Annotated in this window: 22 protein-coding genes and 1 pseudogene; 6 read left to right on the top strand and 17 right to left on the bottom strand. The window is 37.4% G+C overall.

Annotated features, from left to right (window positions below; all coding sequences use genetic code 11):
* Together C9J35_RS18580 and C9J35_RS18585 are read left to right on the top strand one after the other, a co-directional pair.
* On the top strand, positions 1 to 258 hold a 258-nt coding region (locus C9J35_RS18580; protein WP_153062972.1), incomplete at its 5' end, for an IS3 family transposase.
* Between the two features lie 304 nt (positions 259 to 562).
* Positions 563 to 1,615 (top strand): NAD(P)/FAD-dependent oxidoreductase, encoded by a 1,053-nt coding sequence (locus C9J35_RS18585; protein ID WP_107925851.1) that lies wholly within the window; start codon positions 563 to 565, stop codon positions 1,613 to 1,615.
* Between the two features lie 82 nt (positions 1,616 to 1,697).
* Here the strand turns inward: C9J35_RS18585 and C9J35_RS18590 are convergent, their stop codons facing one another.
* The gene (locus C9J35_RS18590) at positions 1,698 to 2,585 is read right to left on the bottom strand and encodes a LysR family transcriptional regulator (protein ID WP_107925853.1); all 888 of its coding nucleotides are present in this window, start codon (positions 2,583 to 2,585) and stop codon (positions 1,698 to 1,700) included.
* A gap of 114 nt (positions 2,586 to 2,699) precedes the next feature.
* On the opposite strand from C9J35_RS18590, the gene C9J35_RS18595 reads away from it, so the two are divergent.
* On the top strand, positions 2,700 to 3,257 hold the full coding sequence (locus C9J35_RS18595) for a flavodoxin family protein (protein ID WP_054768448.1): 558 nt from the start codon (positions 2,700 to 2,702) through the stop codon (positions 3,255 to 3,257).
* Between the two features lie 412 nt (positions 3,258 to 3,669).
* A complete protein-coding gene (locus C9J35_RS18600; RefSeq protein ID WP_107925855.1) occupies positions 3,670 to 4,095 on the top strand; it encodes a HEAT repeat domain-containing protein in 426 nt (141 codons plus the stop codon).
* Positions 4,096 to 4,182: 87 nt separating this feature from the next.
* Here C9J35_RS18600 and C9J35_RS18605 read toward each other — a convergent pair whose 3' ends face one another.
* The 3 genes from C9J35_RS18605 to C9J35_RS18615 all read right to left on the bottom strand — a co-directional run bounded on the left by C9J35_RS18605 (position 4,183) and on the right by C9J35_RS18615 (position 7,882).
* Positions 4,183 to 5,091: a hypothetical protein gene (locus C9J35_RS18605; protein ID WP_107925857.1), complete on the bottom strand. Its 909-nt coding sequence runs from the start codon at positions 5,089 to 5,091 to the stop codon at positions 4,183 to 4,185.
* A gap of 79 nt (positions 5,092 to 5,170) precedes the next feature.
* The gene (locus C9J35_RS18610) at positions 5,171 to 6,853 is read right to left on the bottom strand and encodes a methyl-accepting chemotaxis protein (protein WP_107925859.1); all 1,683 of its coding nucleotides are present in this window, start codon (positions 6,851 to 6,853) and stop codon (positions 5,171 to 5,173) included.
* Between the two features lie 591 nt (positions 6,854 to 7,444).
* Complete coding sequence (locus tag C9J35_RS18615; RefSeq protein WP_054768447.1) at positions 7,445 to 7,882, bottom strand: hypothetical protein; 438 nt, start codon at positions 7,880 to 7,882, stop codon at positions 7,445 to 7,447.
* A gap of 141 nt (positions 7,883 to 8,023) precedes the next feature.
* Between C9J35_RS18615 and C9J35_RS24930 the strand changes: the two genes are divergently transcribed.
* Positions 8,024 to 8,302 (top strand): FtsX-like permease family protein, encoded by a 279-nt coding sequence (locus C9J35_RS24930; RefSeq protein WP_369122301.1) that lies wholly within the window; start codon positions 8,024 to 8,026, stop codon positions 8,300 to 8,302.
* Between the two features lie 127 nt (positions 8,303 to 8,429).
* Here the strand turns inward: C9J35_RS24930 and C9J35_RS18625 are convergent, their stop codons facing one another.
* The 6 genes from C9J35_RS18625 to C9J35_RS18650 all read right to left on the bottom strand — a co-directional run bounded on the left by C9J35_RS18625 (position 8,430) and on the right by C9J35_RS18650 (position 13,842).
* A complete protein-coding gene (locus C9J35_RS18625; RefSeq protein ID WP_107925864.1) occupies positions 8,430 to 8,954 on the bottom strand; it encodes a tubby C-terminal domain-like protein in 525 nt (174 codons plus the stop codon).
* Positions 8,955 to 9,086: 132 nt separating this feature from the next.
* Positions 9,087 to 10,190: a DUF4179 domain-containing protein gene (locus tag C9J35_RS18630; protein WP_054768446.1), complete on the bottom strand. Its 1,104-nt coding sequence runs from the start codon at positions 10,188 to 10,190 to the stop codon at positions 9,087 to 9,089.
* Positions 10,174 to 10,716 (bottom strand): sigma-70 family RNA polymerase sigma factor, encoded by a 543-nt coding sequence (locus tag C9J35_RS18635; protein WP_107925866.1) that lies wholly within the window; start codon positions 10,714 to 10,716, stop codon positions 10,174 to 10,176. The genes C9J35_RS18630 and C9J35_RS18635 overlap by 17 nt, the downstream gene beginning before the upstream one ends.
* Before the next feature lie 294 nt (positions 10,717 to 11,010).
* Positions 11,011 to 11,727 (bottom strand): toast rack family protein, encoded by a 717-nt coding sequence (locus C9J35_RS18640; protein ID WP_107925868.1) that lies wholly within the window; start codon positions 11,725 to 11,727, stop codon positions 11,011 to 11,013.
* A gap of 426 nt (positions 11,728 to 12,153) precedes the next feature.
* A complete protein-coding gene (locus C9J35_RS18645) occupies positions 12,154 to 12,552 on the bottom strand; it encodes an SRPBCC family protein (protein WP_235616366.1) in 399 nt (132 codons plus the stop codon).
* Positions 12,553 to 12,642: 90 nt separating this feature from the next.
* Positions 12,643 to 13,842, bottom strand: coding sequence for an MFS transporter (locus C9J35_RS18650; RefSeq protein WP_107925872.1), 1,200 nt, complete (start codon positions 13,840 to 13,842; stop codon positions 12,643 to 12,645).
* A gap of 149 nt (positions 13,843 to 13,991) precedes the next feature.
* Here C9J35_RS18650 and C9J35_RS18655 point away from each other — a divergent pair, with 149 nt between their 5' ends.
* The gene (locus tag C9J35_RS18655) at positions 13,992 to 14,867 is read left to right on the top strand and encodes a LysR substrate-binding domain-containing protein (RefSeq protein WP_107925874.1); all 876 of its coding nucleotides are present in this window, start codon (positions 13,992 to 13,994) and stop codon (positions 14,865 to 14,867) included.
* Positions 14,868 to 14,990: 123 nt separating this feature from the next.
* Here C9J35_RS18655 and C9J35_RS18660 read toward each other — a convergent pair whose 3' ends face one another.
* The 7 genes and pseudogenes from C9J35_RS18660 to C9J35_RS18690 all read right to left on the bottom strand — a co-directional run bounded on the left by C9J35_RS18660 (position 14,991) and on the right by C9J35_RS18690 (position 22,542).
* Positions 14,991 to 15,980 carry a sensor histidine kinase gene (locus C9J35_RS18660; RefSeq protein ID WP_107925876.1) on the bottom strand — a complete coding sequence of 330 codons (990 nt, stop codon included), beginning with the start codon at positions 15,978 to 15,980 and terminating at the stop codon, positions 14,991 to 14,993.
* Positions 15,977 to 16,648 carry a response regulator transcription factor gene (locus tag C9J35_RS18665; protein ID WP_107925878.1) on the bottom strand — a complete coding sequence of 224 codons (672 nt, stop codon included), beginning with the start codon at positions 16,646 to 16,648 and terminating at the stop codon, positions 15,977 to 15,979. Before C9J35_RS18665 ends, C9J35_RS18660 begins: the two co-directional genes overlap by 4 nt.
* A complete protein-coding gene (locus tag C9J35_RS18670) occupies positions 16,648 to 17,646 on the bottom strand; it encodes an alpha/beta fold hydrolase (RefSeq protein ID WP_107925880.1) in 999 nt (332 codons plus the stop codon). Before C9J35_RS18670 ends, C9J35_RS18665 begins: the two co-directional genes overlap by 1 nt.
* Positions 17,647 to 17,762: 116 nt before the next feature.
* Positions 17,763 to 17,886, bottom strand: a pseudogene (locus tag C9J35_RS24935) (sigma factor); the annotation flags it as partial.
* A gap of 191 nt (positions 17,887 to 18,077) precedes the next feature.
* Complete coding sequence (locus C9J35_RS18680) at positions 18,078 to 18,908, bottom strand: alpha/beta fold hydrolase (RefSeq protein ID WP_107925882.1); 831 nt, start codon at positions 18,906 to 18,908, stop codon at positions 18,078 to 18,080.
* Positions 18,909 to 18,997: 89 nt separating this feature from the next.
* Positions 18,998 to 20,812, bottom strand: coding sequence for an ABC transporter ATP-binding protein (locus C9J35_RS18685; protein ID WP_107925884.1), 1,815 nt, complete (start codon positions 20,810 to 20,812; stop codon positions 18,998 to 19,000).
* Entirely contained in the window at positions 20,809 to 22,542 is a 1,734-nt protein-coding gene (locus C9J35_RS18690) for an ABC transporter ATP-binding protein (protein ID WP_107925886.1), read from the bottom strand. The genes C9J35_RS18685 and C9J35_RS18690 overlap by 4 nt, the downstream gene beginning before the upstream one ends.
* Between the last annotated feature and the right edge of the window lie 156 nt (positions 22,543 to 22,698).

Raw genomic sequence — 22,698 nt, forward strand, 5'->3', positions numbered from 1 at the left:
CGATATCAACAGGCCGTAAAAGGGAAAGGCATTATCATGAGCATGTCCCGTAAAGGTACGCCCGCTGATAATGCCCCAATTGAATCATTTCATTCTGCATTAAAGTCTGAAACATTTTACTTAGACAGTTTAAGGCGTACTACGACGGCAATCGTAGAACAAACTGTCAAAGACTATATAAAGTATTATAACTATATCCGAATACAAGCGAAACTAAACAACCAGTCGCCGGTACAATATCGACAACTGGTTGGGTAAATGCTTTTTTGATCTCTGTCTTATATACAGGGGTCAGTCCCTAATTATCCATTCGCACTTTTTTTCAAGACGACTAGCTCATTGATTATATCATCAAATTTTCTGTGTAAAGCTATCGCCTTTCTTCTCTTAACATTTCAATTTAAATACCTCAATAAACATACAATTCCCCCCTATTCCATGGTCAATTTCATTTATATTTACGTTAACACTTGAAATGTTCTTCAAATTACTATATTTTAGTATTAATCATTGCTAATTGAAAATGATAATCAATGAGAATAAACAAATTAGGAGATATGCTATGACAAACATATATGATGTAACAATAATTGGTGGCGGCCCGAGTGGACTATATAGTGCTTTTTATGCAGGACTTCGTGATTTAAAAACTAAAATAATTGAATATAAGTCAGTACTTGGCGGAAAAATTCACGTCTATCCTGAAAAGTTAATTTGGGATATTGGTGCTTTACCAGCAACACCAGCCCAACAGGTAATTGATAATTTAGTTGAACAAGGTCTGACATTTGACCCTACTGTGTGTTTAAATACAAAAGTTGATATCGTTTCGAAAGAAAATGATGTTTTTATCATTACAACGAGTACAGGCGAAAAACATTATTCAAAAAATGTCATTGTCGCTGTCGGTGGAGGAATTATTAGTCCTATCAAGCTAGACTTAGAAGGTGCAGAAAAATTCGAAGTTTCCAATCTTCATTACACAATTCGTGGTATTGAGCGCTTCAAAGATAAATCTTTATTAATTTCAGGCGGTGGTAACTCTGCCGTTGACTGGGCATGTGATTTACTTGATATTGCAAAAGACATTACGATTATTTACCGCGGAGAGGAAATTTCCGCCCATGAAGCACAAGTGAAAAAGTTACAAGCCTATGGCATTCCAATCATTACACAAACATCTATTAAAACACTGGTGGCCAACGAAGAAAAAACAAAAATTAAAAGAGTCATTATCGAAAACAAGGTGACAAACGAGACAGCGACTCTTGTTATAGATGAAGTGTTAATTAATCATGGTTATGATCGTGATCAATCCTTCTCATTCGATAATGCTATTGAGCCTAAACGTGATGAAATTCGCAATTACTTTTTACAAACGAATACGGGATGTCAAACAACGATTGAGGGTTTATATGCAGTGGGCGATATCGCACAATATGATGGAAAAATCCATTTAATTGCTGGTGCTTTCCAAGATGCAGTTAATGCCGTAAATAGCATTAAACTAACGATAGAGCCAGATGCTGATAAAATGGCAACCGTTTCTTCGCATAACAACGTATTTGAGTCTAGAAACCGGGCAATTATTAATAATACATTATTGAATGTTTAATTTTCGAACTAACAAAATGGCAGCTTGAGCTATAACTAAAGCTGCCATTTTTATTTGGTTCATTTACTATTACCCGTAAACTTTAAAGTTCCTGATACCTGTCTATGGCAATGTCTATAAAATCAGCAAGATATGGGGGTATATGTTTATCCTTATGCCAAGCAATATCGGTATAAATCGCAGCTAACTTTAATGTTGAGGGCACTTCCTTTAAGCGCTCATTCGCTAATTCCTTCGCCACCACCATTCTCGGTAAAAATGTGAGTCCTAAGCCTGCCATCACACATTGCTTGATGGCCTCAATACTAGCAAATTCAATCATTTGTGCTGGATAGACGCCTTCTTGTTGTAAGTGCATTTCCAATTGATTTCGGTAAGAACAGCCATTTTCCGTTAACAGCAACGTTTCATTTGAACATTGCTGTACTGATAATGGACCTTGCTGTAATATTGCCGACGGGGCACTAACAAATACTAATTGCTCTTGTGTGAGACGTTCTCGGTGTAGCATAGGTGTTTCTTTAAACGTATCGGTAATAAAAGCCACATCTAGGTTCCCTGACTGCAATAAATCTTTGGCAATTTCTGTTGTATGCACAGGTTTAAAAATGATTTTCACTTGTGGATGGCATTGCTGAAATAATTGTAAAATGCTTGGTAGGCGATATACACATTGACTTTCCTGTGCGCCAATCGTTAATACGGCATGTGCCTGTTCGCTGGACAATACTCTTTTCATTTCGGTATCTAGCTCCAACATTTTTTGGGCATACTGTTGTAGCCTGCTCCCCTCTTCTGTCAGTGTAATCCGTTTACCAAGACGCTCAAATAACACTGTAGCAAGCTCTTCTTCTAAAGATTTAATCTGAGCAGTAATACTTGACTGCGCGTAACCTAATTGCTGAGCTGTTTGGGTAAAGCTTAAAGTTTTGGAAGCGGTTAGGAAGGTTTGTAACTGTTTAAGATCCATCGCTTTCACCTCTTAATCGTTTTTTTCGATCCATTCCATCGAAATATTCAGCTTTCTCGATAGCAAAAGGAAGTATACACTATTTGTAATGTGAAATATAGAGGAGGAAAAAATATGAACATCACTGCTTTTATCGGTAGCTCAAGACAACACAGCAATAGTGAGTTACTTGCCGACTATGTATTAGAGGGCGTCCCTCATCAAAAGTTAATAATAAAGGATTTAAACATTCAACCAATACATGATTTACGTCATGATGCACAAGGTTTTCAATTTGTGGATGATGATTACGATCAAATCATTCATGCCCTTTTGACAAGTGACATCGTGGTCTTTGCGACACCGATTTATTGGTATAGCATGTCTGGTATCATGAAAAATATGGTAGATCGCCTGAGTCACGCAATCCGAGATGAACGCTTTCCGCAGTTAAAAGAAAAATTATTGACAACAGAAGCGATAGTACTCGCAGTTGGGGGCGATGAGCCAAAAATTAAGGGATTGCCTCTGATTCAACAATTTCAATACATTTTCAACTTTTTAAACATGCCCTTCTCTTCTTATATACTTGGAGAGGCAAACAAGCCTGGTGACATTGCTAATGATGAGCAGGCTGTTGCACAAGCAGCACTTTTAAATAAGCAACTAAAAACCATGATAAGCACGCTTTGAATGAAACTAGTCAAATAAGAACTTCTATAGAAATATTATCTGCCCGATTTTATCTCTGCATCATCGAATCATTGCTTTCTCGGTCAGTTTCTATATAATTATTCTAGTGAGTAAATTTTGATATAGATTTTTCCATATTAATTTATAAGAATGATGTTTTATCATGAATCATCGTATAGGATAGATTATCTCCGCCGGTAGCAGTGGGAGAGCATTATCGACGTGCAATTTCACCAATTGAACCGTCAAGAACCGGCGGCATCTACAGTTGCGCCGATAGAATACCAATTGTCACTTATATTTCTTTAATATCGGTTCTATTTTGAAGTGAATTGGCTCATTATAAATAAAGAACGAAATAAAGGCGCATTCTGTTACAAGGCATTATGTCCGTTACAACAAAGGAGCACATATGAAAATGCAAACTGAGTTACCCGAAAACTACCAAGATTTAAAAAAGGCTGCCAACTATACTTCGAGCTGGCGTGAGCGCTTGGCTGCTGTGCAGACACTAAGTAGCTTCAAACATGAAAGTGTCATTGACTTACTACACAATCGTGTAAAGGCAGATACAGTGTTCGCTGTACAGCAAGCGGCCTATGAAGCATTAACGAACTTTGGTGAGGATGTACCAACACCTACCCGCCGTAAATTCGAGCTTATCAAAGGTGCCGAAAAAGTATTTGTACGTGTCAAGAAAAGCTTACCTGCAGACCATTCGTTCTCAGACTTCGCGGATAAGTTAAAGCGTACACGCCTTGATGTCTACGATGCCTATGAAGGTGATCAAGGTGAAAACTTCCTACCATGGCTAGAAGCGAAATGGCAAACTATCTAAGTAAGGAAATAAAGTACACATAAGGTTAAAAAAACCAGCAATTAGTACGATTTACTCGTAAATTGCTGGTTTTTTATATGCTTACAATTATTTTTTTCGTTTCCACAACACAATGCCAATAATAACGGCTAATAAAGCAACAATGGCAACAATCCATACTGTGCTTGAGTTTGAGGCAGTTGTGTCAGCCGTTTCACTTGCTTGCTGTTGATCTCTTGGTGTTGCGTTTGTAACTTGTTCTTGCTTTTCATCTGTCGCTGCCTGTGCAGTTGTGGCAAGTTGAATGTATTGTAACGTAGGCGCCGACGTATTCGTTGACTGTGTTTCATGACCATCATGATGATGACCAGCACTCGTCGTCAAAATGGATTTTTCTAATTCTTGACCCACCCAGCTTTTTGCCTCGGTAGCATCTGCAAAAATCCGGGGATGACCAGAAAGCATATATGTTTTACCATCAATTACTAGTCCTGTTTCATCACCTGTTACAACATCGTCAATCGTACCTGTTGGGCCGTATGTAAATCCACCCATCTGAAGCAGTGTGTGCCCTCCCATATCAACATCTATGTTGTCAGTTAAAAAGCCAATATACTGTTCTTTCGTTAACGTTGCATCTGGTTTTTCAATGTCTAGTTTATTATGAAATAATGCCGTGTTGATTTCCTTGTAGGTAATATCTCCTTCTAGTGAAGATACATATTCCTCATTTTTGGCGGCTTGAGCCAATTCATCAACTGTTGCTCCTTCTAGTCCGAAGAAAGCGCCTACCCAGCCAGCAAAATCCTTGCGTGATAAATTTTCACTAGGGTTTAATGCCATATCTGCCCCATTATAGCCAATAAGTCCAGTACTATGGAGAACCATAATTTCCTGTAAATCTGGCGTTGTTGCAGGAACATCTGTATAAAGCATACTTTTATCCATAGTATGCGCATAGGCCGTTGGCGCAAGAAGTAGCGTACTCATCAGCATCATTAATATATATTTTCTCAAAATTATCCCACCTTCCAATGCAATAGTATACATTCTAAATGTGTTGGAAGTATGAAATACGGTACGTTAATGTCACTGGCTATAATTTAAATTTACTGATTTGATCGTTTAAATTTTCTGCCATTTCTGCCAAATTGACAGAACTATTTTTAATTTCATCCATCGAGCTTGCTGCTTGTTCAATCGTTGCAGATGTTTCTTGTATGCCTGCAGCAGATTGTTCGGAAACGGCAGCGATTTCATCGACAGATTTATTGATATTGAGTGTATTTTGGGCGACTTCTTCTAATCTTGAGGACATCGTGACAATGCTCGTTGACATGGCATAAACTGCTTCTGCTATATGATTAAATGTTTCATTTGTAGAAGCGATTTGAGTGGTACCCTTTTCCACCTCACCGTATCCAGTTTCGAGTGATGCTGTAACAATCACCGAATCGTGTTGAATTTTCTGAACGATGCTGGTAATGTCATCAACAGATACAGATACTTGTTCTGCCAGTTTACGTACTTCATCTGCAACAACAGCGAAGCCTTTACCATGCTCACCAGCACGTGCTGCTTCAATGGCCGCGTTGAGTGCCAATAAGTTCGTTTGATCTGCAATAGCATGAATGACTGCCACTATTTTAGAGATTTCTTGGGTTTGTTTACTCAAATTATCTACTTTATGAACCGCTTCTTTAACAATATGATCTATCGTTTTCATTTGTTGTGTGGAAGCTGCCATTAACCCCTTGCCCTCTTCGGTTAAGTGCATCACTTCTTGTGAATATTGATTGACATCCTTACTACTCATATTTACATCAGTGACCTGAGTAGTGAATTCTGTCATGGTTGTAGCCACATCCGAAGCATTACTTGCCTGAATTTCAGTACCACTCGCAATTTCTGCTATTGTGTCGACAATTTGCTCCGTCCCCACCTTTACTTCTGTAGCAGATTGCATCAATTCCTCACTATGTGTTGCTACATGGTTTGACACTGTTTGAATATGCTTTAACAAGCGGTTCAAAATTTCTGACATCTTATTTGTCGCTGTTGTTAGCTGGCCAAGCTCATCACTCGCTTTTGCATCAAGGGCTGGCTCACTTAAGTCGCCTTCAGTTATGCGCTGCATACGCTCTGTCAGGATGATAATTGGTTTAGAAATCCTTCTGGCACTGATTAAGGCCGTAAATATCGCAATGACAACGATAGCGATACCAACAATAACGCTTGTGATTTGCTTACTTTCGCCAGCCGCAATCATATCGGAGCCAACAGCATTAATAGATTGTTTACGTTGTTCTGCCAAGCCTTCATAGCCCTCACGAATTTCAGTCGCTTTCGCATCCATCGCAGCTAAATTTTTCGTTGCCAGCTCGACATTGCCCTGATCATATGTATCGAAAACATCTTTTTGTACATAGCTACTCCATTCTTTCGCCATATCCGAAAACTTCTGAAATTCAGTTGAATGGGAAATCGCTAAACGTTTCTTCTCATTGTCAAGTGCACGTTCCACGTTATGTGTATAAATATCTTTATATTTTTCTTCTCCAGATAATACATAACCCCTAGCAGCTGCAATTCTTACTGCAATTGTGGAGGCTAGTTCATAATCTGTAATTAATAATTGTAATTCTTCATCAACAATTTGTTCTGTTGCGGTGTTATTTTGAGTAATTGCTAAGACATTGTAAGCAATATATACAACAATGACTGCCACTACAATAGTGAATGCAAAAATGATTCTCGTGCTAATAGACTTAAAATTCATTATTAAATTTCCCCTTATTTTTCCTTATATAGTTGAATTACTGCTTCTAAATCTACCTAAACTTTGTATCAGACCAAACATCAAAAAATCATTATTTAACGATATCAATCAGCACTCTTCATACTTCATAAACCATAATTAGCAAAAAATTTTAACTATATTGTACAATATTAGTAATTTACCACTTATAAAACTATTTAGGATGGTTTTAAAATTTAATCTATATTTAGATTAATAATTAAGTGATTTTTGTGTGTTTATAAGCTTTTTTTGATTTTAGTGCCATTGATTTATGGAGCATCGTGCAAAGTATCTGTCACAGGTGTCAAAAGAAATTTTTAAACAACGGAAAATAGGCAGGGTAATACCAAATAAAAAGTTTTAGTACCATACTTTTAGAACTACGTGCTTTTTGCAAAAGTCTTAAATTATTTACTAGAATACGATTGCGAAAGAAAAAAAACATACCAAGCCTTCCATGTTTACACCATAAAAAATCTCCAATTCCGTCTATATAACGGAATTGGAGATTTTTAGCTTAAATAGCGGAAAGCGTTTTGACTTGTTGAATAGCGCAACTGCTATGTGAAATTAATCCCAATAATTAAACATAACATCCCCTAATGTCTCACTTTTAAAATAGGCTGCGTAGAGCCATTCCACATCCGATAAGCTATGAAGTTCCTTATCTCGTGTAAGCAAACTGTTCAATACTTCAGCCTCTAGGCATTTGCGCATTGGAAAGTATTTGTGTAAGTTAGGTTTTGTTAAAAATCGAAAAGTCAGTTCTTTATCACTCATAGCAAACGCCACATATGGCATAAGTTGATGATGAAGAATTGTCAATTGCTCATTGTCTAACTGAATGTCTGCCTGCATATACACAGCACGGGGATCATCCATAAATTGTAAAAGCTTAGAACGTGGTTCACTCGTTACAAGATGATAGACCATAGATTGAAATGACCGCATCTCCTGTTCAATCAAATGCTCTGCATCAAAGCCTGTTATCCCTTTTGTTAAACGCAACTAACCACCCCTTTATTTCTTTCTTTATATGTCTTTCGCTGTCATGCTGGCATAGTCCTGCAATTTCCTCGACATCTATCGTTGTATAGTTGTCTAGTAGAGTCTAGTCGTTGGTGTTTTTGTAATCTTAATCGCCGCGACTTGTTTAGGCGTGTTGCAAACATTGCTTCACTCTGTTTATGCAAAACGGGGGACTATGCGATTCAGCGACTAATCGGTCTGTCACCCAATGGATTAATGAAGTTGATTTTAACGCAAGTACTGTCTTTTGTGCTTTATGGACTGACTGTTGGCATATTCCTCGGTCTCCTCTTAACAAGGATGATGGCCGTTATTGACGAGGGCGCACCAATGGTTTATGACTTCTTCACATTACAAGGATACTGGATCAGTCGCCAAAAATTAAAAAAGAAATTGTAGATATGTAAGCATGAGGCCCTCTAAAATGAGGGTCTTTTTTAGTGATCGAACACGTTTAAATGTATCGCTGCAATTTCGCTACTTGTCCCCTAACTTCTAAAATTCATCGCCCAAAATCTACAATTTATCATGCACCTACAAATAATACAGCCTGCCCAATGGCAATAAAAAAGGCTTCATGTTGGATGGGGCTAGCTTCTTCAATCTGAAGCGTAATGTCAAAATGACTATCCTGAAAACCTGCCTGCCAGCGGGCAATTGGTTGTTCATTTAGTGAAAATACTGACCAGTCCTCCATCTCTTTATTGAGGGTTATTTTTTGCTCGCCGTCTGTAATGATTAAATCTGGAATCATAATTTGCCAGCCATCATAGGCAATCATATAATCTTTTCCAGTAACTAAATCTTTGCCTTGAAAATGAACACGACCACGACGCGACATTTTTTTACATGTAAAAAGAGGATGCCCATCAACCGAACTTGCATCAAAACGTACAAAATATCGGTAATCCATTGAACGATCAAATGCTTTTTTTAGTCTATTGGCGTAAATTCGTTGAACAGTGGACGAGACAGCGCCCGCTTCATTTAAAATCTGTATTACCTCTGTTGATTCAATTGCCGTAGGTTGTTTGTATGTAAAAGTTTTCAATACTTTCGCTCCTTCAAAAACACTCGCTTCGAGTTAAATTTTCTTCTTTTAAGCTAACACAAATTAAGCGTCAAATACAATTCGCCATACTTAGGAATGGCGATGTTGTATTTAACGCTTTCTTATTTCGATTTAATGATTATTCTGCGATGGTACTTCGACAGTAAATGGTTGGAATTTAACCTCTTTCAGAGTTGATTTATCAAACGGCAATTTCGTTTCTTCCCCATTCGGTTGTATTTGTACACCTGATCCACCTGTAGGGAGCATTAAATATGGCGTAATGATTAATGTTGACACATTATCTGAAATTGGATCAAACGTTTTATTGCCACTGAAGACCCATACACCGTCATTAAATTGCCCCTTCAGCCCTCCTGAATGTGAAGTAAGTTCCTTACCTTGTTCATCCGTTATGCGGAATTCAATAAATGAAGCTGCCAATTGAGGATTATCACTATTTCCTGCTTCAGTTGCTTCAAATGCAAGGCCAATACCAGAAGGACTCACGGATACTTTAGAAACATCAAGCTGAATCCCCTGTGCTTGCTGTTGATGATTGACTGGTAACTGGACAATATCGACAATCTTTTTTATAGGGGTTGAAAATTCCCATTTCTCTCCTTCTTTACCTTCCAAAATCAACCCCAATTCAAAGGAATTTGGCATATCATCCGTGACATTAAAAGTCGTAATACCTGTACGAATGGTTGGGCTTAAATTCTCTTCGCCATAGCTTCCCGATCCGCTAAGAAATTTCCCATTCATCTTCAAATCCATACCTGCACCGAAGTACTCATTGCTTAATTCTTTTTCCGATTCAATTTTAATGCCAACAGTAATATTTGTGTCATCATACAGTACTTCATCGACAGTAACAGCAATACCATTGATTATTTGCTTTTCTCCAACCGTTTTTGTTAATCCTTGTTCGCTAGCCTGTTTTAGCCCAAGCAAGCCAGAGTCACCAAACACGGACCCCACGATCGGCAGTTGAGCCAAAGTGCTAGCAAATGTTGGTGATATATATGCTGAGCCTATCATAATACCAAATGCTGCAGCCGCGCTAGCCACATATAATAAGGGTGTACGTCTACTTCTTCGTGTTACGTGTCGTGGTGTTTGATTCATATTGTTTTGCTCCTCTGCTTGTTGAATACCTTTGGTAATGGCTGTTCGTACCTCGTCTCTCGGGAATTCTGGAAAGCTACTCTTATGATTAAATGAATCTTTCATTGTATGTTGCGCTCCTTTCTAATTCTCGTTTTAAGTGTTTTTTTCCACGATGTAAATACGTTTTGATTGTGCTTGAAGGCTTATCCATCATTTGTGAAATTTGTTTAATCGGTAAATCATGATAATAATATAAAATAAGTGCCATTTGATGGGCGTGACTCAAGTGCTGTAATGCCTCTGATAAATCAATGGGATTACTGATTTCAGTCGGTTGATGATTTAAACGTTTTAATAGCTCACCTTCTTCATAAGGAATGATTCTTTGCCCTTTTTTCAACAAACGATAACACTCATGAATTAAAATACGAAACAGCCAAGTAGAAAAAAATTCTGGGTGCTTGAGCTGTTTAATTGTTAAATAAGCCTTACACGCTGTTTCTTGAATAGCATCCAGTGCATCCTCTTTTTGTCCTACATAAGAAAGTGCTGTATAGTACAGCTTTTCTTCCTCTAAACTTAGAAGTTGTTCAAACGCTTCCTTGTTTCCTGCAATCGCTTGTTTCACGATAGATAAATCATGTTCCATGCTGTTTCCCTCCGTTCAATACTTAGAGTCTTTATATCCGATAAAAGGTTTCACTTTTATGCTTTTTCTTTTTTTACTTCAAATCATAAATACTTTTCGCGGTCAAGAGCGTAGTTGCATCGGAACAATTTGTTGTGGTCTCACATTGTCACAAGACATCTTAGACTTCGTCCCACCTAATGATCTCTCCACTGTCTCTTGTGCGCAGAATACATACCAAATCTAAAACTTAGGATTGAAGATGAAACACAAAAAAGTAGCCTACTCTTTGAAAAGTAGCCTACTAAAACTAATCTATTTATCTAACTTGAACGTAACATCGCCAACGCCCATTTCCGAATTTACCTCGAGTACGACATCTGCATGTTCATATGCTTCATTTACATAAACACCTTTACCTTTTGCAATAAACCCTTCTACACTCGAAGACCCTATCCCTTTTTCAGTTGTAAGCTTTACGCCGACTTTCGATGGTAAAATGACCGTTGTTTGACCAACACCAGTTTCAATGTTCGTTTCAAAGCTTTTTTTCCAATCACCACCTAAATTTACAGCAAGATCACCTACGCCTGTTTCAATATCTAATTTTTCAAGCTTCAAGCCCTGTAAATCAAGATTTGCCATAGACGCACCTGTTTCAACGGAAAGATTCATTGGAATATCCTCATTAAGTGTTATATTCCATTCATTTTTCACATTCGAAATACCAAATTTTGTGGAGCCTTTATGTTCAATAACCACTTCTCCCGTTTGCCCATGAAGATCGTAGCTAACCTTTGGTGCTAGTTTATTTATGTTATATTGAGCAGTCCCTTCAACCCAGTCCTTCGCTCCTTTTGTAACCGTCATTTCCCCTACTCCAAGATTTAATTCTACATCTAACTTCTCAGCCTTATCCTTTTCAACTAAGATGGATTCTTCGTTGTTTTTCCCAGGAATAATTGAGTTACACCCCGATAGAACAAGTATTGAAGCACTCATAACTAAACCGATTCCCACAAATTTCTTCAAATTAATTACCTCCTGATATATAATCTTCCAATAAATCCATTTTATCGAAATATCGATTTTTAAATAACGACCCTCCGCTTTAAATTCTTCTAAGACCTGAGACTTAGAAAGTCGTCATTTAACGATTTCCTCCCTATCCATCACTTAATTGATATGCAACCTAACAAAGAAGTTGAACCTCAAATCACATCACTTTTGACATGTTCACGCTGTAGGGATACTATTTCAATTAGCTGGATAGGTGAAAATGCTAGAAGGTTCATAAAATTTGTAGACATTTCCTTCGTCATCAATAGCGTTAACAGTAACTTCAGGACAATTAGCATTTGTCGTTAGACCGACGAACAATGAAAAAGTTTCATGAAAAAATTCATTTTCCATGAAACTTAAATTGTTGAACGATTCTTTTAGCATTTTTCTTTTTTATTACACAAAAGGGATTTCATTTCCCTCCAACAAAGCCTTTAAATTGGCGAGTGATGCCTCATAACCGCTCGTGTTGAATGTTACAGTTGTTTTTCCCATGTCATCTGCCAATGAGATGGCTATTAACGTTTCAGGTAAATCTAAGTAAAATGAAAATTGCTGATGCATAGTTACATTTTTTATCGTTAAGGTCATCGGTAACTTCTCAGTCAATTGATTATGGCTATTAGGTATTAATGTAAAAATAATCTGTTCACCTGCTGCTAAATGAGGAATTTCCCATATTGAACCAGGCGCATACCATTTTGTTAGCAGCTCGGCATCCGTAATGGCCTGCCAGACTTTTTCTAGACTTGCATCAATCGAAATTGAACTTTTATTTTCTTTGTACGCCATCATAGACTCCTCCATTAGCAGCATTATGCTTTTTCGTATGAATGATCATTTTAACATATTTTAAGCGTTTTATCACAAAATTCCAGCTCTATTCTAGACAGCATCCCTATTTGTACTTATTGTCGCTCGGTATAAATTCACCGCCCCTAACGCTACAGCGATTGCTACCAAATCCAATGCTAGCTGATAACTATGTAATACAATGACCATGAAACCATAAAAAGTTGGTGCTATGACGATAAAAATTTGATTTAAAGTTAAAGCAGCACTCACTGTTAGCCCTACATAACCTGGATTGGATTGCTCTGTAACACAAGCTATAAACAAGGAATACCAGCCGATTGCTACGAAGCCTAGGAGGAAGCAGAAGAAGTGCATCAGCATCTCCAATTGCATCACAAATGGTAACATTATAGTAAAAATAACAGTGCAAACCATTACAATGAATAATAATTTTTCTCTATTGTGCTCAAAGAATTGATCACTTAGCCATGCAATGACTACTCTTCCTATCATACCCCCTACTAAGATTAAGCTTAAATACATCCCTGCATCGATTAATGAATAACTGCCTTCTTGATGCAAATAACTCATAAAATGAGCAATGAGTATCATCTGTAATGACATCATCGTGATGCCTACGATATATATGGGGTAAAGCACTTTATTATTTTTAATAGTTATCATTTTTTCTTTAAAAGATACGGATTTAGATACTGACACTACGGTTTCTTTTGGTTCTTTATACGCTAATAAGAAAAGAATACCTCCAGCAATGGCTACAAAGCCTTGCACGATATGTACCGCAGACAACTCAAAATGATTATACGTATAAGTAAGGATGACAGATGCCAAGGCCCCTCCTATTGGAATTCCAGTTTGTCGGATACCCATAGCTAGCCCTCGATGTTTGTCGGGAAACCATTTGACGATGGCCGTACTGCCCCCAGTTTGAGCACTTCCGTACCAGATTCCTACCACTAATAATAACAGTAACAACACCGAATAATGATTTACCATCACAAGTGTTAATGCAGAGAGCCCTAATAAAATAGTCCCCCAGCCAATGATTTGTTTCTCTCCTTTTTTATCCATTAAGTGACCAAATACGAGCATGGAAAACATTGGTCCTATATTGACTGTTGAAACAATAAATCCAGCTTGTAATGAAGTTAAGTTCCATTCAACCTGATAAAACGTAGCGATTGGCCCCATCCCATATGTCACAAAAGTTGCTGCTGTTTGACAAAGTGTAGCCACCAATACGATGAACCATTTATAATATGTATTCATCCAAGCTCCTCCAATTTCTATTTCTACACCAATTTATTAGTTCGGTATAATGTAAGTTACCTAGAGTTTACGTTGGATACGACAACGCGTAAAATAGAGGAAAATGATAGAACCTATCAAAAATTTTAATAGGGTGTGTGACATACTAAATGAACATCGAAGAAATTGCATTAAAAATTGAATTATTACAACGTCAAAATTTAAGTAAATCCGCCGAAATCACTAACTATACACAATCTGCGCTTACATCTAAAGTAAAAAAAATGGAGGCAGAGATTGGGCAAGCTGTTTTTAAACGTACACCCCATGGTTTAAAAATTACCGATGTCGGCATTCAGTATAGAAACTTTTTACAGCTACTCACCCAAGAATATGAAGAATTTTTACAAGCCATTGGTTCACAGCAAATGACAACAAAAGTGAACTGTGGCGCATCCCATACAACGATCAAAATTTACGGTGCAACTATCGTCAATACCTTGCATACAAATAACATTCCACTAGATGTTGATTTCACTGTCGAATCTAGTAATTCCTTAAATGAAAAAGTACACAATGCTGAACTGAATTGTGCACTCACTAGTAAACCGATTAAAATCTATCCAGACGTTCACTATGACTTCATAACGACTGAAACATTCGAAGTGATATCTCATAATAGGCATATTATTAATTTTCAAGAGCGTCCAACGCTCACCCTGCTTGTCTTAAGTAAAGGCTGTATGTATACGCGTGCTGTCGTCGAATGGCTAAAGAATCATGATATTCCATATCATATGAAAGAGATAAAGTCCGTTAGTAGTATTCTAGATTTTTTGCAAATGGATAATAGCATCGCCGTGTTAAATTCAAAGCTCATTGACCTCTATCATTATTCAGAAATACATTATTACAAATTACCACAATTAGAAAATGTGATAAATACCGTGTTTATTTACAGAAAAAATGAAAGTAATGACCCTACAATAATTCAACTAAAACAGGTTATTGAATCTATTCTGGAGCGTGCTAAAGAAGGTCTATAATTTATAGGAAGCCCATTTGACTAACGCTAGGTCAAATGGGCCTTTTTTACAAAATCATCGCTAACTTGGACAATTTTGGGGTTAATCGGACACTCTCTCAAATTATCGACATTACACTTACCTTTATACAAACCTAAAGCAAAATGTTGTGCCTTCCTCATTCGACTGTAGAGTATAGTTGATTTGGAGTATGTTAGCGATATCTTCAATAATGTTTAAGCCTAATCCAGTTGTTGTACGATTGCCATCAAAGCCGATACCATTATCTTTTAGGCAGACTATACCATTTTCAATGCTGACCTCAAGTTTTGTAGCTTTTGAGTGCTTCAATGTATTTTGAAAAATATTATCAAACATCCTTTGCAACCATAAATCATTACTATTCCATAGTAAATCTTTATCGAATGATTGAAAGACTAATTCGATGTCATGAATACTGTATAAGTAACTCCACTTTTTTAACATGGTTGTCAATAATTCAGACACATGGACGTCGTCGTTTACAATATAAGAATTTTCGATTGTCTCCATTGTTTGCACATTAAAATCATTGGTTAAATCGGCGATATATTGAATTTGCTTATTTAATGACTCTACTATTAGAGGTTGTTCCTGATAGTATTCTTCTAAATAGAATAATTGCAGCCGGATAGCCGTTAAAGGTGTATTAATATCGTGTCGTAATTTATTGAATACTTCCTTTTGTAGCTCATGTTGTTGTTTAAGTTGTAGTTCGCGATAGGTTGTTCTTTCAATTAATAGATTTACCGATTTAATGAGTTCTCCGATTTCATCTTCACTAGGAACATCTAAAGTATCGGGGATTTTCTCATCGCTCGCTAGATGGCGAATAGTTTTATTTAACATGTTTATTTTAGAGAGTAGCGCGTTAATTGACTTCGAAAATAAAATGGCTAATAATACGAGCGATAAGAAAAAGACAATTAACATTGTTGGATAAGCAAAAGACTGATGAAAAGGTATGCCCTGATTCTTGGTCTTAAAGGCGATATCATAGATGATTGACATCGCTATACTAATTACTAACAAAACTAACGGTACACTAATAATTGCTGAAAATAATATTAACTGGTATTTTGTTTTTAGTTTCATTTTTTACGATAGGTATTTAATCTATACCCTTCCCCATATATATTTTGAAGAATATCACCGGATGTATCATTAATTTTTGTCCGTATTTTTTTTATGTGAACGTTGACGATATTGTGATTGCGATTTTCAAGTGGCCATAAATAATCAAAGAAATGGTCTTTTGTTAAAACTCGATCCCTGTTGTCGTATAAATAAAAGAAAATTTTACGTTCAATTGCCGTCAATGCTATCTCATCATGGAGGCTATGATTAAAAACCTTTTTATGTTCTGCATCAATATATAGATGTTTAATTTGTGAAAAGGTACCATAGTGATGTTCTAACATTTTCTGCATTCTCAGTAGCAGCTCTCTCGGATCAAAAGGCTTTGTCATATAGTCCTCACCAATTGTTAAACCTTGAAGCTTGCTATCCATATCATTACGAGCAGATAGAAAAATAATCGGAATGTTTAATCCTAGCTGTTTAATTTTCTTTGTTAGTTGATAGCCGTCTTCACCGGGTAGCATCACATCCATAATGACTAAATCCATCTGAGGTATGAGGGTCAGTAACTCTTTCCCATCTGTTAGCCAACATACTTGATAGTCTTCCCGTTGCAAAATTTTTTGCAACAAATCACCAATCATTAAATCATCTTCAATCAGTAAAATATTATATCCCTTCATCACTTCGGCCTTTCTTTTTTGTCGACTTTTGACTTGATAAATGCCTGGCTAAGATCATATATCTCATCAGGCTTATACAAATAAATACTATGTGTGCCACTAACTTCTACGACTTCCGACGTATTCAATTGTTTGGCAAAGTCTCGATAATCTTTGCTTTGTTGTTTGGTATATTTTGAATTTTTATTTTGTTCGGCAATGGCATCAATAAATAAAATAGGTGTCTCTTTTGGCATTGGTAGATAAATTGATTTCTGACTATTTTCGTCAGCATGCAATAACTCTTCCTTCATATCATTATTAAAAAATTGTTTAAAAGAAATAGCTTTATATATTTCTTTTTCCTCTTTTGTTAAAAAAGATTGCTTCATTACTTCAGGATTATATGTCATCTCAGGCACTAATCGATGCAAGCCCAATTTCGTTAACAAATTGACGCCTCTTACGGTCCATCTATTAGCTAGACTCATCTTATGTGTTACGTATTGCTGGGGTAAGCCAATATCAAGAGCAATAATGGCTTTGATCTCTTGTGGATATTTTTGCGCCCAATATATCGCTTCTATACCTGATAATGAATGTGGCATTAAAATGTACGGTGGCTTATTTCCACTTTGTAAGAGCGCTTCCCTCGTTTGTTCTAACATTGTATCGATATCCCTAGCATCATTAAATACATCACTGTAACCATAACCAGCTCTTTCCATAACCGCAATCTTATTTTCCACTAAAAACTTGCTATACAGACCTTTCATTTCATAGATAGGTGCGGCAATTCCAGAGCCCGCCATCAATACATAAGTGTCTTTGCCATCTCCCTCGTTATAAACATTTATTTTTTTATCATTTACCTTAACGAGCGACCCCTCATCTGTAAGAAGGGCAGATTCCTTCATTAATTGATAGTGATGATAACTAAATATGGATACTAATCCAAGTAAAATAACAGCTATTAGCCATATCATCAGCTTCTTTACGACTTTGCATATTGTTTTCATCGAATTCTCCTCTCATCTTATAACGAAAGAATAAACGATAAAAATAAATTTCTAATTAATTTTTCTGTATTTCATGATTGTAGTTTAGAAACGCAACTACCTGTCCCTTATTTTGGAAGTGCCTGAAAACACTTCACAAAGATTTCCTGTGTTAAATCTTCAGAAATCGCCTGGTTTTTCACATAAGCATAGACAAGTTGTAGAAGTTTCTTGCCCATACTCTTGCATAATATCATCCATGATATGTCCTGAGTTCTCTCAAGTGGCTAAAGTTAGTTCATCCACGTATGCTCCTCCTTTTCAATCATTAGACGAGTGCCAAATGTAAGAAGTTTGCAAATAAAAACAACCATTGATCAAATGTTGATAAATGATTGTTCTTATACCTAGATTCACGTTTTTTCTAAATTTGTTAGGAGTATCCAATAAATCTATAATTTTCCATAACGTCTACTTTCATCCACTCTACTTAGCCATTCGATGATATGGCCATTAAGCAAAACCGCTTGCTCAATTTGCAAGTTATGCCCGGCTCTATCTAACACAGCAAATGTCGCTCTTGGAAAATTATCTAGAGTATCAAATGCGTCTTTATATCCAACCATTGAATCTTGTCTTCCTAGCAAAAAAACACAAGGTTTCTCGAACACCAACTCATCTACACTAAATGAAAATCCATAGTTTTTCTGGAGCTGTTCTAAGAATGCATGGTTGGCTATTTGACAGCCTGCTAACACTTCATGCATGTAGCGATTCCAATTATATTCATCAAGTACTACTTGCTTTGAAGCGAAATCTTCACGTTCCGCTTTTGATAGTTTAGTCAAAAATTCAGAATCAGAAAAAATATTTGTATGCATCGGAAGTGTCCTATGTTGTTTTTCAGGAATAATCATCGGGCAAATAAATGCAGCACCCATAATTTTTTCAGACTGTTGCCTAATAACGCCTCTTGTTAAGTAACCGCCATAGGATTCCCCCACCAACAAATAGGGCTGATTTGGTATGACTGCGTCTATGAAATCGATGACTGCTTGGAGCATTCCATCTGAATGACGAATGGCTTTATAGTCCTTTGTTCGACCCATTCCTGGAAGATCAATGTAGATTCTTCTCCATCCAGTCCGTTCATCAAAAATTCGCTCCATACAACCTTTCATTAATCGATGGTCTGGCGAAAATCCATGTATCATGATTATCGGTATCCCTGTACCAATATCTTCATAGTAAAGATTCGCATTCTTAACTTTACAATATGGCATATTCGTTACCTCCAGTTGAAATAGTCTAATGACGACACGCTTTATTGAAAAAAGTGCAGTCTAAGTAACTGTTATTTTTTTATTGTAAATCATAACTCAGCACTCTCTAGCAGCAGTTTTTGTTGTAAATTGCTGTAAATACCTTGTTTTTGCATCAGTTGTTGATGATTGCCCTGCTCAACAATTTCGCCCTGCTGGATGACCAGAATTTGGTCAGCATTTTCGATTGTTTTCAAACGGTGAGCGATGACAAAGCTAGTGCGTCCTTGCATTAAATGCTGGAGCCCTTTTTGAATATCGACTTCTGTTTGTGTATCAACACTAGATGTGGCCTCATCTAAAATTAAAATATCGGCATTTTCTAATATTGCGCGTGCAATGGCCAGTAATTGACGTTGGCCCTGACTTAAATTTGCTCCACCTGCTTGTACAGCTGTATCGTATTGCGCTGGTAAATACTTAATAAAATTGTGGGCATTGGCAATTTTCGCGGCTTCCTCTACTTCTGCATCTGTAGCATCTAGCTTGCCAAAACGAATATTTTCCCGAATTGTCCCTGAAAATAAGTACGTATCCTGCAACACAACGCCAACTCTTTTACGGATTGTCGCCATTTTGTAATCCTCAATATGATGTCCATCGATTAAAATTTCACCTGCATCGACATCATAAAAACGAGTGAGTAAGTTAATAATCGTTGTTTTTCCTGAACCCGTCGGACCAACCAGTGCAATTGTGTCGCCAGCCTTAGCATCGAAGCTAATTTTTTTCAACACTGGCTTTTCTGGTATGTAGCTAAACGATACCTGATTGAATGTGACATCACCCGTTAATCGCTCACATTCAAGTGCATTCTTTTTGTCAGCCACTTCTGACGGTTCATCTAATATTTCAAAAACACGTTCCGCTCCTGCAATCGCTGACTGAAATGTATTCAGTAAATTCGAAAGCTGGTTCAGCGGACGGAAAAATTGACGTGTGTACGTAACAAATGCTGCGATAATGCCGACTGAAACAAGTCCTTTTACCGCTAAAAATGCACCTGTTCCTATTACAACAGCCAACCCCAAGTTATTCATAAAGTTATTGATAGGACCAAGCAAGCCAGAAGTAATTTCCGCGCGCTGTGCTGAATGGCGCAGATGCTCATTTTGTTTATGGAAAGATTCAATTGTCTGTTGTTCTTTGCCAAAAAGTGTGACAACCTCTGCTCCAGTAATCATCTCCTCAATATAGCCGTTGAGTTTTCCTAAATCACGTTGACGTGCCGCATAATTTTTCCCACTGCGTTTAACAATTTGCTTTGTTGTAAAGACGATAAGTGGAATAATGATTAGGGTCACAATTGCTAATTGCCAACTAAGTGAGAACATGGCAATACTAACGCCAATCACAGTTAAGATCGACGAGACGATTTGCGTGACACTTTGTGCCAGAGCTGTATTTAAGTTATCAATATCATTCGTCACACGACTCATTAAATCTCCGAGGGCACGTTGGTCGAAAAATTTCAGTGTTAAAGATTGAAGCTTTTTAAAGAGCTCTAGACGTAATGTACGAATCGTTTTCATGGCCACATGAATCATGACATATGTCTGTAACCACGTAAAAATAGATGCTACTGTAAAAATAACTGCAAGCACTATACCAAGACGAATTGTGCCTGCAATGTCCTTTTGCATGATATATTCATCAACAATATGACCGATAAGATAAGGACCAGCTAAGCTTAATATCGTTGAGGCGATGACAAAAAATATCGAGAAAAACAGCCCTATTTTTTGCTGTTTCACATATTGCCATACCCGTAAAATTGTTGCTTGTTGATCGGCTGCTTTTTCAACTGGTCCACCCATACGAGGCCCTCGACCAAAATTCATTTGCTTCGGTTGACTTTGACTCATTGTTGTTCACCAGCCTTTTGTTGCGAAGCGTAAATCGCTTGGTAAGATTCATTTTCCTGCAATAATTGTTGATGTGTACCTTGACCAACAATTTCGCCGTCCTCCAACACTAAAATGAGGTCTGCCTGTTGAATAGAGGCAATTTTAGAGGCCACTATAAATGTTGTTGTATCTCGGAAATTGTCGTTAATTGCCTGTTGAATATGTTTTTCTGAGGCACTATCTAGCGCGGAAGTTGTATCATCTAATACTAAAATGGATGGTTGTCTTACAAATGCACGCGTCAAGGCTAAACGTTGTTTTTGCCCACCGGAGAGGTTTGTCGCTCCTTGTGAAAGTTCATGTGCCATACCTTTTTCAAGTTGGTCCACAAACTCAGATGCACAAGCTGCATCGAGTGCTAGCTGTAATTCATTCAGGGTTGCCTTCTCTTTACCAAGACGTATATTTTTTTCAATGGCCCCTGAAAAAAGCATAGCCTTTTGTGAGGTAAAACCAATATGTTCTCGTAAAGTTGTCAAAGCGTAATTTTTTAATGGTTTACCATCTACTAGTATGCGCCCCTCTGTAGGATCAAAAAGACGCGGCAGTAATTTTACTAATGTTGATTTACCACTTCCCGTTTTACCGATGATACCTACCGTTTGCCCAGCTTTCACAGAAAACGTGATATTTTTTAGTACATCTTCTGCTGTTTCATAATAACGATAGCTCACATTTTCAAAAGTAACTTCCCCATGAATGTCTGTATGCAGTGCTCGTTCCGCTTCTTTCACCGCTACTTCTTTATTCAACACATCCACAATGCGCTCGCCGGATGGCAATGCGCGTGCGATTTGCATAAGCACCATACTGGATGACATGAGTCCATTTAAGATGATTGTCAAATAGTTAATAAAAGCAAGAATAACACCGACTTGCAATGTGCCAGCTTCTACTTTTATAGCCCCCAGCCAAAGTGCGACAACTATCCCCATGTTGACAATGAACATCGTAAAAGGTACAAGGACGCCAACAATTTGCTCCGCGGTAATAAAGCGCTTTGTGAGTGTGTCATTTTGCACGCCAAACTGCTCAACCTGTTGTTGCTCTCGACGAAACGCCTTTACCACGCGTATCCCCGCCAAATTCTCTTGAAGCTTGGTATTAACACCATCAATGGCCTCTTGCACTTTGCGATATAGCACGCCCGAATATTTTGTAAAAAAATACATCGCCACAATCAAAATCGGCACAATCACAAGTAAAATTGAAAAAAGCTCACGAGCTGTCACAAAAACAATAACAACTGCGCCAATAAACAATAGTGGTCCGCGCACAAAAATACGCAACGTCATCATGAATGCGCGCTGCACACTTTCCACATCACTCGTTAAGATGGTAATAAGTTTACCAGTCGTAAACGCATCCCGTTCTTTTGCGGAATAGGTCATCATCTTTTCATATAGCTTCTCTCGCACATCTGAGGCAAAGTTAATGGCTGCCTTTGAGCTATAGATGGAACAACCAAGGCCCCCAACAAGCCCTAGGACAGCACTCATAATCATCCAAACGAACATCTTTAGCACGTATGCATTGTCGCCATTGGCAATACCTGTATCAATCATATGTTGCATGATTGTCGGCTGAATTAAATCCATTGTCACCTCAAGCACCATTAATAACGGTGCAATAAGTGTAAAAAATTTATAGGGCGCCAAAAACTGCCCTAATTGTTTAACTGCTTGCATGTATTCGTCCCCGTTCCTTATGTATCCATTCGTTGTTCATTATAACTGAAAATCATTCCCATTTGCGAAAGTTTTTTCGTGACATGTAATATAAGTAGTACCAATAAATTTTTGAAGCAGCGCAGTTATATGCTTGCGGGCGACTGAGGTGGAGCT

This window comes from Lysinibacillus parviboronicapiens (assembly GCF_003049575.1).
GTDB lineage: Bacteria > Bacillota > Bacilli > Bacillales_A > Planococcaceae > Lysinibacillus > Lysinibacillus parviboronicapiens.